This window comes from Kitasatospora sp. NPDC004615, assembly GCF_042873545.1.
Lineage (GTDB): Bacteria > Actinomycetota > Actinomycetes > Streptomycetales > Streptomycetaceae > Kitasatospora.
This window is the reverse complement of the sequence record NZ_JBIALQ010000007.1, coordinates 123,217-137,278: the sequence shown is the minus strand read 5'-3', so window position 1 is coordinate 137,278 and position 14,062 is coordinate 123,217. Positions and strand designations below refer to the sequence as shown.

15 protein-coding genes are annotated in these 14,062 nt (G+C 72.3%); 3 read left to right on the top strand and 12 right to left on the bottom strand.

Annotated elements, in window-relative coordinates:
- Window positions 1-20: 20 nt before the first annotated feature.
- From ACFYS8_RS24290 to ACFYS8_RS24245, 10 genes are all read right to left on the bottom strand, one after another.
- Complete coding sequence (locus ACFYS8_RS24290; protein ID WP_387644163.1) at window positions 21-1,025, bottom strand: lysophospholipid acyltransferase family protein; 1,005 nt, start codon at window positions 1,023-1,025, stop codon at window positions 21-23.
- A complete protein-coding gene (locus tag ACFYS8_RS24285; RefSeq protein WP_387644160.1) occupies window positions 1,022-2,077 on the bottom strand; it encodes an NAD-dependent epimerase/dehydratase family protein in 1,056 nt (351 codons plus the stop codon). Before ACFYS8_RS24285 ends, ACFYS8_RS24290 begins: the two co-directional genes overlap by 4 nt.
- 159 nt (window positions 2,078-2,236) lie before the next feature.
- A complete protein-coding gene (locus ACFYS8_RS24280; RefSeq protein WP_003948845.1) occupies window positions 2,237-2,335 on the bottom strand; it encodes a 30S ribosomal protein bS22 in 99 nt (32 codons plus the stop codon).
- 123 nt (window positions 2,336-2,458) lie between these two features.
- Window positions 2,459-2,662 carry a helix-turn-helix domain-containing protein gene (locus tag ACFYS8_RS24275; protein ID WP_035863710.1) on the bottom strand — a complete coding sequence of 68 codons (204 nt, stop codon included), beginning with the start codon at window positions 2,660-2,662 and terminating at the stop codon, window positions 2,459-2,461.
- 117 nt (window positions 2,663-2,779) lie between these two features.
- Entirely contained in the window at window positions 2,780-3,637 is an 858-nt protein-coding gene (locus ACFYS8_RS24270; protein ID WP_387644157.1) for a phosphatase, read from the bottom strand.
- A complete protein-coding gene (locus tag ACFYS8_RS24265; RefSeq protein ID WP_387644155.1) occupies window positions 3,634-4,818 on the bottom strand; it encodes an acetoin utilization protein AcuC in 1,185 nt (394 codons plus the stop codon). Before ACFYS8_RS24265 ends, ACFYS8_RS24270 begins: the two co-directional genes overlap by 4 nt.
- A 124-nt stretch (window positions 4,819-4,942) precedes the next feature.
- Entirely contained in the window at window positions 4,943-6,223 is a 1,281-nt protein-coding gene (locus tag ACFYS8_RS24260) for an MFS transporter (RefSeq protein WP_387644153.1), read from the bottom strand.
- Between the two features lie 82 nt (window positions 6,224-6,305).
- The gene (locus tag ACFYS8_RS24255) at window positions 6,306-6,956 is read right to left on the bottom strand and encodes an HAD family hydrolase (RefSeq protein ID WP_387644150.1); all 651 of its coding nucleotides are present in this window, start codon (window positions 6,954-6,956) and stop codon (window positions 6,306-6,308) included.
- 11 nt (window positions 6,957-6,967) lie between these two features.
- The gene (proC, locus tag ACFYS8_RS24250; protein ID WP_387644147.1) at window positions 6,968-7,795 is read right to left on the bottom strand and encodes a pyrroline-5-carboxylate reductase; all 828 of its coding nucleotides are present in this window, start codon (window positions 7,793-7,795) and stop codon (window positions 6,968-6,970) included.
- 88 nt (window positions 7,796-7,883) lie between these two features.
- On the bottom strand, window positions 7,884-8,510 hold the full coding sequence (locus tag ACFYS8_RS24245) for a DUF6461 domain-containing protein (protein ID WP_387644144.1): 627 nt from the start codon (window positions 8,508-8,510) through the stop codon (window positions 7,884-7,886).
- A 129-nt stretch (window positions 8,511-8,639) separates the two neighbouring features.
- Between ACFYS8_RS24245 and ACFYS8_RS24240 the strand changes: the two genes are divergently transcribed.
- A complete protein-coding gene (locus tag ACFYS8_RS24240) occupies window positions 8,640-9,083 on the top strand; it encodes a hypothetical protein (RefSeq protein WP_387644142.1) in 444 nt (147 codons plus the stop codon).
- A gap of 55 nt (window positions 9,084-9,138) precedes the next feature.
- Window positions 9,139-10,239 (top strand): hypothetical protein, encoded by a 1,101-nt coding sequence (locus ACFYS8_RS24235; protein WP_387644140.1) that lies wholly within the window; start codon window positions 9,139-9,141, stop codon window positions 10,237-10,239.
- A gap of 7 nt (window positions 10,240-10,246) precedes the next feature.
- Here ACFYS8_RS24235 and ACFYS8_RS24230 read toward each other — a convergent pair whose 3' ends face one another.
- On the bottom strand, window positions 10,247-10,744 hold the full coding sequence (locus ACFYS8_RS24230) for a hypothetical protein (protein WP_387644137.1): 498 nt from the start codon (window positions 10,742-10,744) through the stop codon (window positions 10,247-10,249).
- 48 nt (window positions 10,745-10,792) lie between these two features.
- Window positions 10,793-12,637, bottom strand: a complete 1,845-nt coding sequence (gene ilvD / locus ACFYS8_RS24225) for a dihydroxy-acid dehydratase (protein ID WP_387644135.1) — start codon at window positions 12,635-12,637, stop codon at window positions 10,793-10,795.
- A gap of 206 nt (window positions 12,638-12,843) precedes the next feature.
- On the opposite strand from ilvD, the gene ACFYS8_RS24220 reads away from it, so the two are divergent.
- Window positions 12,844-14,001, top strand: a complete 1,158-nt coding sequence (locus tag ACFYS8_RS24220; RefSeq protein ID WP_387644973.1) for an IS701 family transposase — start codon at window positions 12,844-12,846, stop codon at window positions 13,999-14,001.
- The last annotated feature ends 61 nt before the right edge of the window (window positions 14,002-14,062 follow it).

The following is a 14,062-nucleotide window of genomic DNA, read 5'->3' as shown; positions in this document are numbered from 1 at the left end:
CCCGTCAGCCCGCCAGCCCGTCAGCCGAAGACCGAGCGGCGCTGCACCAGCAGCTTGTACAGCGTGTGCTGGATGGTCTCCCGCACCTGGTCGGTCAGGTTGAACACCAGCATCGGGTCGTCGGCGGCGTCCTTCGGGTAGCTGTCCGTCGGGATCGGCTCGCCGAACTGGATGGTCCACTTGGTCGGCAGCGGGATCGCCCCGAGCGGGCCCAGCCACGGGAAGGTCGGCGTGATCGGCACGTACGGCAGGCCGAGCAGCCGGGCCAGCGTCCGGAAGTTGCCGATCATCGGGTAGGTCTCCTCCGCCCCGACGATCGAGCACGGCACGATCGGCACCCCGGCCCGCAGCGCGGACGCCACGAAGCCGCCGCGGCCGAACCGCTGGAGCTTGTACCGGTCGGCGAACGGCTTGCCGATGCCCTTGAACCCCTCCGGCCAGACCCCGACCACCTCGCCGCGCTCCAGCAGCGTCTGCGCGTCCTCGTTGCAGGCCAGCGTGTGCCCGGCCTTGCGGGCCAGCTCGTTGACCACCGGCAGCACGAACACCAGGTCGGCGGCCAGCATCCGCAGGTGCCGGTCGGCGTGGTCGTGCACCGCGACCTGGGTCATCAGCGCGTCCAGCGGGATGGTGCCGGAGTGGTTGGCGACGATCAGCACGCCGCCCTCGGCGGGAATGTGCTCGGTGCCGCGGACCTCGATCCGGAAGTACTTCTCCGCCAGCGGCCGCAGCATCGCGAGGAACACCTCCTCGGTCAGCTCCCGGTCGAAGCCGAAGTCGTCGACCTCGTAGTCGCCCGTCAACCGGCGGCGCAGGAAGCCGAGTCCGCCGGCGGCGCGCTGCTCCCAGCCCTTGCCGAACAGCTGGGTCGCGGTCGCGCCGAGCCGGCCGGAGAGGGCCGCGCCGACGCTGTCGGCCAGCCGGTCGGCGAGCGCCGGGCGCGGATCGGGGCCGGACCAGCTCGGCGCGGACTCGATCGGGATGACCTTGGCCGCCGGGTCGGCGGGCTCCCGCGCGGCTGTCATCGCGGCCTCAACTCCTCGGGCTGGGTGGGACGGTGGTCGGCGAGCAGATCGGTGAGCCGGTCGGTGACGGCGGTCAGCCGGGCCGGCGGAAGCGGGCCGGGCACCACGTGTGCGGCGAAGTCGGCGAACGCCTCGGAGGTGGTCCAGCGGGGCGTGAAGCCGAACGTGTCGCGCAGCAGCGCGGTGCTCACCACCCGTCCGTGGGTGAGCAGTTGGAGCTGTTCCTGGGAGAACGCGCGGTCCGCGGGGGCGGTCAGCTGCCGGGCCAGCTGGGCAACCAGGCCGAGCGCGGGCCGCAGCAGCGGCACGGTGGGCCGGCCGAGCCTGCGGGCGCACTGGGAGAGCAGCAGCACGCCGTCGCCCGCCACGTTGTAGGTGCCGGTCGGCGCGTCCAGCGCGGCCATCCGCAGCACCTCCAGCGCGTCGTCCTCGTGGACGAACTGCAGGCGCGGGTCGTGGCCGAGCGCGGTCGGCAGCACCGGCAGCCGGAAGTACGCGGTCAGCGGGGTGTCGCCGTGCGGGCCGAGGATGTTGGCGAACCGCAGCACCGTGACGGCGACGTCGGGGCGGCGGCGGGCGAACCCCCGTACGTAGCCCTCCACTTCGGCGGCGTCCCGGGCGAAGCCGCCGGCCGGCAGCGCCTTCGGCTGCATCCGCTCGCCGAACACCGCCGGGTCGCGCGGCGCGGAGCCGTAGACGGCGGTGGTCGACTTCACCACCAGGCGGCGCACGCCGGGGGCCTTCTGGCAGGCCCCGAGCAGCTGCATGGTGCCGATGACGTTGGTCTCCTTCACCAGCGCCCGGCCGCCGTGGCCGAGCGCGGTGACGTGCAGGTGCACCACGGTGTCGACCTCGTGCTCGGCGATCACCCGGGCAATCGCCGGCCGGCGCAGGTCGACCTGCGCGTACTGGACGCCGGACGGCAGCGCGGCCGGCGGCGGGCCGGCGTCCACTCCCACCACCCGGTCCACGCCCGGCTGTTCGGCGATCTGCCCGGCGAAACGCGCACCGAGCCGGTGCGACACGCCGGTGACGAGCACGACCCTGCCCACGTTTCCGGGACCTCCCATGGCTGCCGTTGCTGCCTTCCCCCTGGGCTGCACCGTACCGCGCCGCGAAGGCGGGAGCGGAAACGCCACTGCCCGCCACCGGAAATCATCCGGGGACGGGCAGTGGTGAAACCTGGCGGCGCGAGGCGACCGCAGGCGGTGTTACTTCTTGTTGCGACGCTGCACGCGAGTGCGCTTCAGAAGCTTGCGGTGCTTCTTCTTGGCCATACGCTTGCGACGCTTCTTGATGACAGAGCCCACGGAACATTCCTCGCTCACTCGGACCCGCGCCCGTGAGGAACGGGAGTCCATACGACTGACGGAGGGCCTAGCCTACCGTCCACCTCGCGTTTGCCGTAATCGGAGTCCGCCGGCCTTTCCGGACTACGCGCTCTGCAGCCGCACGTAGGACTCCTGAAGGTATTCGTGCACCTTCTGCTCGGGCACCCGGAACGAGCGTCCGACCCTGATGGCCGGAAGTTCGCCGCTGTGCACCAGGCGGTAGACCGTCATCTTCGAGACCCGCATCACCGAGGCGACCTCGGCGACGGTCAGGAAGACCACATCCTGCAGGGGACGCTCGCTCATGACCCTCACCCGACCCTTACCCGTGTGCAAGGCACCGGCTTCCCCTCCGGTGACTCCACCGGCACACGTGTATCCCCAGAGTAGTTATGGGTGGTACGGGTGGGAAGAGGGTGGCCGTCAACTGTTGTACGGTGCGAGATCCGCCCGTTGCAGTACGTAGTCGCTCAGCGCTCTGTAGCAGGACGGGTCCGAACCGTCCTCCAGCGGGACGACCACGGCGACCAGGCCGTCCGCCTCGGCGGCGAACGGGGCGACGTCGTTGCAGTCGGCGACGCCGCCGGCCGGGATGCCGAGGCGGCCGGCGCCGCACAGCCAGCCGTGGTCGCCCAGGACCAGGTCGGGCGGGCGGTGCCCGGCGTCGGCGAGGGCGGTCAGGGCGAGTCGGACGGGCAGCGGGGAGTGCGTGTGGGCGAGCTCGCCAACAGCCGGGCGGCCCGGGCGGCCGGGGCGGTCGGGGCGGTCGGGGCCGTCCAGGGCGCGCACCACCAGCACCCGGTCGACCACGTCGAGGTAACGGGGGCGGTCACCGTCCGGGGTGGGCTCACGGAAGCGCACGCCCCGCGCAGGGGTGTGCACGGGGCAGCCCGCGGCTTCGAGCGCCCTTGCGAGCGCCCCGTGGAAGCCCGCCAGCTTGGTCGGGTGCCCGGTGCCGGCCAGCACGCTGCCGCGGCGGGCGGCGGTGCGGCGCAGCAGCAGGGCGAGGCGGTCCAGGGCGGCGATGGTGAGGTCGGGGTCGATGGTGTCGGGGCCCTCGGTGTACCGGGGGTCGGGGTGCACGCCGACGCGTTCGGCCATCAGGCGCAGCACCGCGTCCGGGTCGCGACGGGGCTCCGGTTCGAGGCCCATCAGCGCCTTGGGGTCGCCCTGGGCGAAGAGCCGGTAGTGGCGCAGGTTGTTCTGCCGGGGCGTGGGCACGTCCGGGCCGGCCAGCCGGTGCTTCAGCAGGTGGGCGCGGAGACTGTCGCGGGCGGTCACGGGATCAGTCCGTGGTGCGGGAGGACGGCGCGGCGGGTGGCCAGGACGGCCTGGTCGAGGCGGTCGGCGGGGTCGTAGCCGCCGTCGTGGAAGTCCGCCCAGTGCGGGGTGGCGCCGTCGGTCATCCGCAGCGGGGCGGGGCGGCGGGTCAGCCGGTAGACCTCGGCGCGCCAATCCTCGGGGGTTTCGGTGGCCGGGTCGACCGGGTTCCCGGCGGCGGTGGCCACCAGGTGGGTCCAGGTGCGGGGCACCACGTCGACCACCGCGTACCCGCCGCCGCCGGTGGCCACCCAGCGGCCGTCCGCGTACTGGTGGGCCAGGCGGTGCACCGACTCGGCCATCAGGCGCTGGGCGTCGACGGTGACGGCCAGATGGGCGAGCGGGTCCTCGATGTGGGTGTCCGCGCCGTGCTGGCTGACGATCACCTGCGGGCGGAACGCGGCCAGCAGGTCCGGGACGACGGCGTGGAAGGCGCGCAGCCAGCCTGCGTCGCCGGTGCCGGCCGGCAGCGCCAGGTTGGCGGCGGTGCCCACGGCGTCCGGGCCGCCGGTCTCGGTGGCCCAGCCGGTCTGCGGGAACAGCGTGCTGGGGCTCTCGTGCACCGAGACGGTGAGCACCCGGGGGTCGTTCCAGAACGTCTGCTGCACGCCGTCGCCGTGGTGGACGTCCACGTCGATGTAGGCGACCCGTTCCGCGCCCAGTTCCAGCAGGCGGGCGATGGCGAGGGCGGGGTCGTTGTAGATGCAGAACCCGGACGCCTGGCCGGGCATGGCGTGGTGCAGTCCGCCCGCGAAGTTGACGGCGTGCGGGGTCTGTCCGCGCCACACCGCCTCGGCGGCGGCCACCGACTGGCCGGCGATCAGCGCGGAGGCGGTGTGCAGCGCGGGGAACGACCAGTTGTCGTCGGTGCCGAGACCGTGCGCCGGATCGGTGGCGGACGGGTCGGCGGCGGCGCGCTTCACCGCGGCGAGGTAGTCGGCGGTGTGCACCAGCCGGAGCGTGGAGTCACCGGCGGCGGGGGCCGAACGCACCGTCACGGACGGGTGCTTGGTGAGGCCGAGAGATTCGATCAGACGCATCGTCAGGGCTAGACGGGTCGGGTCCATGGGGTGGCCGGGGCCGAAGTCGTAGCCGGTTTCGTCCTCGTCCCAGAACAGGTGCAGTCCGCAAGTTTCCGCCATGGGGCCACCGTATCGGGGCGGGTCCGGCGGGGGCGCGAGGGTATGGGACGAGGCGCGAATCCTGGGCACCTGCGGGGGCGCGCTCACGTGCAAGTCATTGTCCGTGGCGCGATCTTTCCGCCGGTCAGCTTCCGTTTCGCGCAGTTCCCCGCGCCCCCGGTTTCGCACCCACCCGCGTCCCCGGTTGCGCACCCGCCTGCGCCTCTGTGTGCGCAACCACTTGCTTCGCCGCCGGGGCGAAGTGCGGGGCGAGCGGGATGATCGCGAGGATCAGGAGCATGGGGGCGCCGAAGGCCCAGCGGTAGTTGGAGAGTTCGGCGAGGGTGCCGACGAGGGGGGAGCCGATCAGGAAGCCGGCGTAGTTGAAGAGGTTGAGGCGGGCGACGGCGGCGTCGCTCGCGTGCGGGAGGAGACGGCCGCCGGCGGCGAAGACCTGGGGGATGATCGCGCAGATGCCGAAGCCGAGGACGGTGAAGCCGAGGATGCCGGCCGAGGTGCTGGGGGCGGTGGCGGCGAGCAGGAAGCCGGCGCCGGCCAGGCTCGCGCCGGTGCGGACGACGGCGGTCGCGCCGAAGCGCTGGACGGCGCGGTCGCCGACGGCGCGGCCGAGCAGCATGGCGACCATGTAGCCGAGGTAGGAGAGCTTGGCGAGGTCCTCGCGGCTGCCGAGGCCGTCGGCGAGGTACTTGACGCTGTAGTTGGAGACCGAGGCGTCCGCGATGTAGGCGAAGGCCATCGCGGCGCACAGCGGCAGCAGCGGCCGCCAGGGGATGCGGCGGGCGGCGAGTTCGGCGGCTTCCCGGACGGCGTCGCCGAGTTCGGCGGGGCCGGCGAAGTGGCGGCCGACGACGAAGGCGGCGGGTATCAGCAGGGCGGCCGCGCCGCCGAACAGCAGCGGCAGGCCGGCGTCCCAGTGGGCGCCGAGGCCGGCCAGTGCGGCGCCGAGGATGCCGCCGAGGCTGAACGCGGCGTGGAAGCCGATCATTATGCTGCGGCCGTAGCGGTGCTGGAGGCCGACGCCGAGCATGTTCATGGAGGCGTCGAGGGCGCCGACCAGGAGGCCGAACAGGCCGAGGGCGATGGCGAGTTGCCACAGTTGGTTGCCGAGGCCGGTGAGCGCGAGGGTGAGGCAGACGGCGGGCTGGACGACGCGCAGCACGCCACGTGCGGTGGTGCGCTTGACCAGTGCCTCGGAGCCGATCGAGCCGATACCGGCCAGGATCGGGACGGCGGCCAGGAAGACCGGCAGCAGGCCGTCGCTGAGGCCGTAGCGCTTCTGGAGTTCGGGAATGCAGGCCACCAGCAGCGCGAAGGTGGTGCCCTGGAGGAAGAACGAGACGGCGAGCGCGGCCCGGGCCTGGCGGAGCCGGGGGGTCGGTTCGGCCTGCATCAAAACCTCGCTCACCACCGACGCTACCGGCCGGTACGAAGGACGTTGGGCCAGAGCGTAGGCGGTGGGCGGCGTCGGCGGGAGGGGTCGCGCGCGATCAGTTCAGAAGATCGACCGCCCCCTGCAGGTCGGCGTAAAGGCCGGTGGCTCCAGCGGAGTTGAGCTTCTCGGGGTCGGTGAGTGCGGCGTACCCGTACACGTCCATTCCGGCGGCGCGGGCGGCGAGGACGCCGTTGGCGCTGTCCTCCAGGACCAGGCAGCGGGCCGGGTCGGCGCCCATGGTGCGGGCGGCGTGCAGGAACAGGTCGGGGGCTGGCTTGCCGATGCCGACGTCCTGGGCGGAGAACAGCAGTTCGTCGGTGAAGTACCCGGACAGGCCGGTGAGGCGGTGCGCGGTGCGGATCCAGGAGTGGTGGGCGGAGGAGGCGACGCAGTAGCGGATGCCGCGTTCCTGGAGGTGCGTCAGGAACTTCTCGGCGCCGCGCACGGGCCGCAGTTCGCCGTCGAAGGCGGCGAACACCCGGTCGTGGAACAGGTCGTCGAAGCCCTCGGGGAGGGTGGCCCCGTACCGCTGCGCGATCACGTCGTGGACGTGGTGCGCGGCGGTGCCCATGAAGTCGCGGTAGGAGTCCTCGACGGTGGTGGGGAAGCCGAGTTCGGTGAGGTACTCGGCGAGCACCCGGTTGGATATCGGCTCGCTGTCCACCAGCACGCCGTCATTGTCGAGGATCAGCAGGTCGTAGCTCACGTTGCTCCAGACTACTTTCCGCCGGTGGCGAGTTCCCGGGAGCGGTCCCGGGCGGCCTCCAGGGCGCCGAGCATGGCGGCCCGGACGCCGTGGTTCTCCAGTTCGCGGATGGCGGCGATGGTGGTGCCGGCCGGGGAGGTGACGGCCTCGCGGAGCTTGACGGGGTGCTCGCCGGAGTCGCGGAGCATCACCGAGGCGCCGATCGCGGACTGCACGATCAGCTCGTGCGCGACCTGGCGGGGCAGGCCGAGCAGGATGCCGGCGTCGATCATCGCCTCGACCAGGAAGTAGAAGTAGGCGGGGCCGGAGCCGGACAGCGCGGTGGCGGCGTCCTGCTGGTTCTCGGGGACGCGCAGCGCCTTGCCGACCGAGCGGAAGATCGCCTCGGTGCGCTCCAGGTGGGCCTCGGTGGCGTGCGAGCCGCCGGAGATCACGCTCATGCCCTCGTCCACCAGCACCGGGGTGTTGGGCATGACGCGGACCACGGGGGTGCCGGGGGCGAGGCGCTCCTCGAACCAGGCGGTGGGGATGCCGGCGGCGGCGGAGACGATCAGCTTGTCGGCGGCGACGTGCTCGGCGAGTTCGTCGAGCAGGGTGCCCATGTCCTGCGGCTTGACGGCGAGGATCAGGGTGTCGGCGAGCTTGGCGGCCTCGGCGTTGGTGGCCGTGGCGACGCCGTAGCGGTCGGCGAGTTCGGTGGCGCGCTCGGGGCGGCGGGCGGTGATCATGACGTCGGCCGGGTCGGCGCCGGCCCGCAGCAGGCCGGAGAGCAGGGCTTCGCCGATCTTTCCGGTGCCGAGGAAGGCGATCTTCTGGCCGGCGGTGGTGGTGTTGCTCATGGAGGCCCTCCGTGCGCTGCGGTTCCTGGCCCCCATCCTGCCCCGGAACGCCTCCGCTCCGGGGCAGGCGTCCACCCTGCGGTCGGGATCAGTCGGTGCCCTCTTCGTCCTCGTCGGCCACCACGCCGAGCAGGAACTCGGCGTCGCGGACGGTCTCGTCGGTGATCCGGACGCCGGTGAGCCGCTCGGCCAGCGCGAAGAACGCCGCCTGCTTGCCGGACCCGTCGTAGCCGACCTCGCGCAGCAGCGGTCCGAGGGCCCCCGGGGCGCTGCCGTGGGACCACTCGGGTTCCTCGAAGCTGGTGAGCACTTCGCCGTCCCGGTAGTGGGTGAACCGCTGCATGGGCTTGCCGGCGTTGCTGTCGTGGGTGACGGTGACGCCGCCCGCGGAGAGCGCCGGCAGGTGGCCGCTGATGCCGACGCCGGAGTCGAGGGCGAGCAGCAGCGTCCAGTCGCCGCCCTCGCCCGGGACGGTGACGGCGGCCGCGGCGAACGAGTCGTCCTGGTAGTCGTCGACCCACTCGCGCAGTTCCTCGTGGCAGTCGAGCAGGTCGTCGAAGCCGTCGCCGAAGCCCTGCGGGACGGCGCCGATCGCCTCGAGCACCTGCTGCGGAGTGCGGCCGCGCACCAGGGTGAGGGAGTATCCGTCCTGGTCGCAGCGCCCGAACCACTGGGAGTGGGCGAGCCAGGCGTAGTCGTTCGCGGTCGGAGTCATCGGGCCAGTCTGCCCGGGCGGACCGACAGGGCGTCACCGGCCGTGTGCCGGTGCGGGTACCGGCCCGTAGGGGGAATCTCAGGGGCCCCGATGCTGGATTCCGGGGCGGCCGAGGAGCACCGTGGAGACATGGGACACGGAGAGTTGTCAGGACGTGAGAACCGCCAGGTCGCCGTCGCCGCCGCGACGCTCGGGCCGTGGCGGACGGCGACGGCGGTGGGTGCGGTGGTCGGCGGCGCCGCACTCGCGGTCGATGTGGTGACCGGGCACTGGGCGATGGACATCCTGGCGGGGCCGGTCGGCCTCGGGCTGTTCTTCTTCTTCCTGGTGGGCACGGTCGGCGGGCGGCTGCGCAAGAGCGGGGACCGGCGGCTGCGGCGCTGGGCGGACGAGCACCCGTGGCAGTCGGTGGTTCCGGCGTCCGCGGCGCTGTGGCTGGCGAACACCGTGAACCTGTGGCTGCTGGGCGACTGGGGCCTGTTCGCGGCGCTGTTCACCTCGCTGCTGCCCGCGGGTCTGCTGCTGGCGGTGGCGGGTGTGGTCGGCTCGGTGAAGGCGGCCCGCAAGGAGTAGCGGTTTCCGACCCCCGGTGTCGGGCGTGTCGGAGGTGATCGGCATACTTCCGGCCGTGCCGAGAATAGACGGGCCGGGGCCGGACAACGGCGTCCCCGGACAAGAGGGGGACCCCTTCGCGGGGTTGGTGCAGAACGAGCAGCCGGCGAAGAAGCCGCGTCCGGGGCGCAAAGCGCTGCTGGCGTGGCTGGCGGCGATGGCGCTGGTGACGGTGGTGGTGACGCTGAACCACCAGAAGTCGGAGCAGCCGGTGGCCAAGTCCTCGGCGCTGCCGTCGGTGGGTGCGGCGACGGCGGCGCCCAGCAGCGCGCCGCCGAGCCTGGCGCCGGAGACCGCGACGGTGGACCGGCCGTGGGCGGGTTCGCCCGCCGAGGCGTGGCCGGCCGGCCCGGAGGGGCTAAAGCTGCCGGAGGCCACCGCGGTCGGGGTGTTCGACCAGGACCGGGTGGCCAAGGACCTCGAGCTGGCCAAGGCCTACCTGGTGGCGACCAACCTGGATCCGAAGGTGGTGGCGGGCGGGTACCCGCAGGGCGCGCTCGACCTGGCGAACCGGGAGACCGGCGACCGGATGACGTCGGAACTGTCCCACCCGAGCGAGGAGCGCGACCCGGCGAACTGGGTGAGCCGCTTCGACCCGGACTGGGCGGTGCCGGTGACCGACCAGGTGAAGGTGCAGGGCCTGATCACCTTCGAGGGCGACGGCGAGCAGGGCCTGCTGGTGCACGCCGACGTCACCTTCGTCTACGCGCTCAAGCCGGGGCCGAAGGTCGGCCAGGCCTCGCCGTCGGCGCAGCCCTCGGGCCGCGGCACCGGGGCGCAGCCGTCCGGCAGCGCGGGTGCGAAGGCGGTGGGCTTCGTCCGGGCCGAGCCGGGCGGGGTCGAGGTGGAACGGGAGATCGTCCGCCGCAAGATCGACTTCCGGTTCGCCGACCCGGCACGCTTCCAGGTGAAGAAGGACAAGGTGTCGCTGGTCAGTTGGACCAGCGAGCGCGCCAACACGCTGTGCACCTTCGGCGGCGGCTACCTGCGGCCCGCCTTCCGGGCCGACCGGGGCGTCGCGAGCGCCTCGCCCGGGGCCGGGCCGACCAGTGACCCGTACGACTGGAGCAAGCCGCTGAACAGCGACGGCAAGTGCGGTACCGCCAGCCGCAGTTGACCGTGACTCAGGTCCGCCGTCGGGCCGCCTTGCGGGCGTCGCGCTCCGCACGGGCGGCCCGGCGGCGCTGCCAGGTGGCGGTCTGCTGGTCGTGGACGGCCCGCCGCAGGCCCTCGCCGGGGGCCTCGACCAGGCTGCGCAGGAAGTAGACGGCGAGCGAGCCGGTGAAGCCGACCAGCCAGACGCCGGCCAGTGATCTGTCCTCGGCCATCCAGCCGGTGAGCGATTCGCGGCCCTCGGTGAGGATCTTCCAGGTGCGCAGGCCCGCCAGCGCGGTGCAGATGCCGATGGCGAGCGTCAGCAGCACCGTGAGCGGGGCGGCGCCGGAGATCCGGACGCCGGAGACGCCCAGACGCAGCAGCAGCGCCCCGGCGGCGGTGGCCGCCAGGGCGCCGAGCGGCACCAGGACGCGGCGCAGCCAGTAGGCGGCGCCGCGGTCGACCCAGGTGGTGCCGAAGAAGCGGATCGGTTCGGGGGCCGGCGCGCCGTCAATCGTGGTCCTCACGGGCCCGATTATCGCCACGCCGAGCGAGCCGCCCCGGGGCGGCGCGCCTCAGCCGAGCTTGCTGACGTCCCGGACGGCGCCCTTGTCGGCGGAGGTGGCCATCGCCGCGTACGCCTTGAGGGCGGCCGAGACCTGGCGGTCGCGGGACTTCGGGCGGTAGCCGCCCGCCGCCTCCAGCTTGAGCCGGCGCTCGTGCAGTTCCTCGAAGGAGACGTCGAGGTTGATGGTGCGGGCCGGGATGTCGATGGTGATCGGGTCGCCGTCCTCGACCAGGGCGATGGCACCGCCGGACGCCGCCTCCGGGGAGATGTGGCCGATGGACAGGCCGGAGGTGCCGCCGGAGAACCGGCCGTCGGTGATCAGCGCGCAGGCCTTGCCGAGGCCGCGGCCCTTCAGGAAGGACGTCGGGTAGAGCATCTCCTGCATGCCCGGGCCGCCCTTGGGACCCTCGTAGCGGATGACCACCACGTCGCCCTCGGTGACCTGCTTGGCGAGGATCTTCTCGACGGCCTCGTCCTGGGACTCGCAGACCACGGCCTTGCCCTGGAAGCGCCAGATCGACTCGTCCACGCCAGCGGTCTTCACCACGCAGCCGTCCTCGGCGATGTTGCCGTACAGCACGGCCAGGCCGCCCTCGACCGAATAGGCGTGCTCGACGCTGCGGATGCAGCCGCCGGCCGCGTCGGTGTCCAGGGTGTCCCAGCGCTCGGACTGGCTGAACGCCTCGGCGGAGCGGACGCAGCCCGGGGCGGCGTGCCACAGTTCGACGGCCTGCTCGGAGGGCGAGCCGCCGCGCACGTCCCAGGTCTTCAGCCACTCGGCGATCGAGTCGGAGTGCACGGTGTGCACCTCCTCGTTGAGCAGCCCGCCGCGGTACAGCTCGCCGAGGATGGCGGGGATGCCGCCGGCCCGGTGCACGTCCTCCATGTAGTACTTGCCGTTCGGGGCGACCTTGGACAGGCACGGCACCTTGCGCGAGATGGCGTCGATGGCCCGCATGTCGAAGTCGACCTCGGCCTCCTGGGCGGCGGCCAGCAGGTGCAGGATCGTGTTGGTGGAGCCGCCCATCGCGATGTCCAGCGCCATGGCGTTCTCGAACGCGGCGCGGGTGGCGATGTTGCGCGGCAGGACGGAGGCGTCGTCGCCGCCGTAGTAGCGGTTGGTGATGTCCACGACGGTGCGGCCGGCCTGCTCGTACAGCGCGCGGCGGGCGGTGTGGGTGGCCAGCACCGAGCCGTTGCCCGGGAGCGACAGGCCGATCGCCTCGGTCAGGCAGTTCATCGAGTTGGCGGTGAACATGCCGGAGCAGGAGCCGCAGGTCGGGCAGGCGTTCTCCTCGATGATCGAGATGTCCGCGTCGGAGACGTTCTCGTTCACCGCCTGGGAGATCGCGTCCACCAGGTCCAGCTTGCGGACGGTGCCGTCCACCAGGGTGGCCTGGCCGGCCTCCATCGGGCCGCCGGAGACGAACACGGTGGGGATGTTGAGGCGCAGCGCGGCCATCAGCATGCCGGGGGTGATCTTGTCGCAGTTGGAGATGCAGATCAGCGCGTCCGCGCAGTGCGCGTTGACCATGTACTCGACCGAGTCGGCGATCAGGTCGCGGGACGGCAGCGAGTAGAGCATGCCGTTGTGGCCCATGGCGATGCCGTCGTCCACCGCGATGGTGTTGAACTCGCGCGGGATGCCGCCCGCCTGCTTGATCGCCTCGGAGACGATCCGGCCGACCGGCTGCAGGTGGGTGTGGCCGGGGACGAACTCGGTGAAGGAGTTGGCGACCGCGATGATCGGCTTGCCGAAGTCCTCGCGGGCTACGCCCGCGGCGCGCAGAAGGGCGCGCGCGCCCGCCATGTTGCGACCTTGGGTGACCGTGTTGGACCTCAGCTGGGGCATCGGAGCCGCTCCTTCGGGACATTTCGGGGGTCCGTCGAGCCTACGCCCGCGCCGACCGGATCCGGACCAGGTGTCCGCGATGCGGTCAGCGCGGGCGGCTGCCGGGCGGCTGCCGGTGCGCGCGCCCGGCAAGATCGGCCGGACAGGCCCTAATACTGCAACGGTGCTTACAGTGACGGTCGTTGGGTTCGCTCGTTGGGCAGTTCATGGATGGGGAGATATCCGAGATCGATGCTCGTCGGTGGTCGGACGGGCTGGCCGGGCTGCATGAGCGGTTTGCTCACCGGTTCGCGCGGAGCGAGTCGCGGGAGTCGGCACTGGCCTATATGCGGGGCCTGCTGGCGCCGTTGGAACGCAAGAACGGGTGGACGGTGGCCGAGGAGGCCGGCCACGGCGGCCCGGACCGGATCCAGCGGCTGCTGAACCGCATCGACTGGGACGCCGACGGGGTGCTCGACGACGTGCGCGAGTACATCGTCGAGCACCTGGCCGACCCCGGAGGCGTGCTGATCGTGGACGACACCGGGTTCCTGAAGAAGGGCGTGCGATCGGCCGGCGTCCAACGCCAGTACTCCGGCACCGCGGGCCGCACCGAGAACTGCCAGGTCGGAGTCTTCCTCGCCTACTCCAGCAGGCTGGGTCGGACCCTGATCGACCGGGCCCTCTACCTGCCCAAGTCTTGGACCGACGACCTCGAGCGGTGTCGGGCGGCGGGGATCGGCGACGAGGTCGAGTTCGCCACCAAGGTCCAGCTCGCGAGGGCGATGGTCCGCCGCGCGATCGACGAAGAGATCCCCTTCCGTTGGGTGACCGCGGATGCCGGATACGGCTACAGCAAGGGCTGGCGGACCGAGTTGGAGCAGGCCGACGTCTTCCACGTGGTTGCCACCACCAGTCATGACACCGTCGTCACCCGACGAGCCTTGGACCGCCGGCTGCACGACCTGGTCGCCGACCTGCCCCGGCAGAAGTGGAAGCGCCGCTCCTGCGGGGAGGGCGCCCACGGCCCGCGGATCTACGACTGGGCGCGCGTGGAGGTTCGGCCCTGGCACCGCCCCGACCGCAAGCACTGGGTCCTGGCCCGCCGCAGCATCACCGATCCCACGAAGATCGCCTACTACATCGCCTACGCGCCTGCCGTCGCCACACTGAACGAGCTGATCGCCGTCGCGGGCGCCCGCTGGGCGATCGAGGAGTGCTTCCAGACCGCGAAAGGCCAGTGCGGCCTGGACGACTACCAGGTCCGCCGCCACCCGGGCTGGTATCGGCACATCACCCTCGCCATGGCCGCCCACGCCTACCTGACCGTCCTGCGGGCCCAGCACCTCGAAAAGGGGCAAGACCCGCTCGAACGTCAGACCTGATCCCGCTTACCCTCCCCGAGATACGTCGGCTTATCGCCCACCTCACCCGGCCTGCTCACCA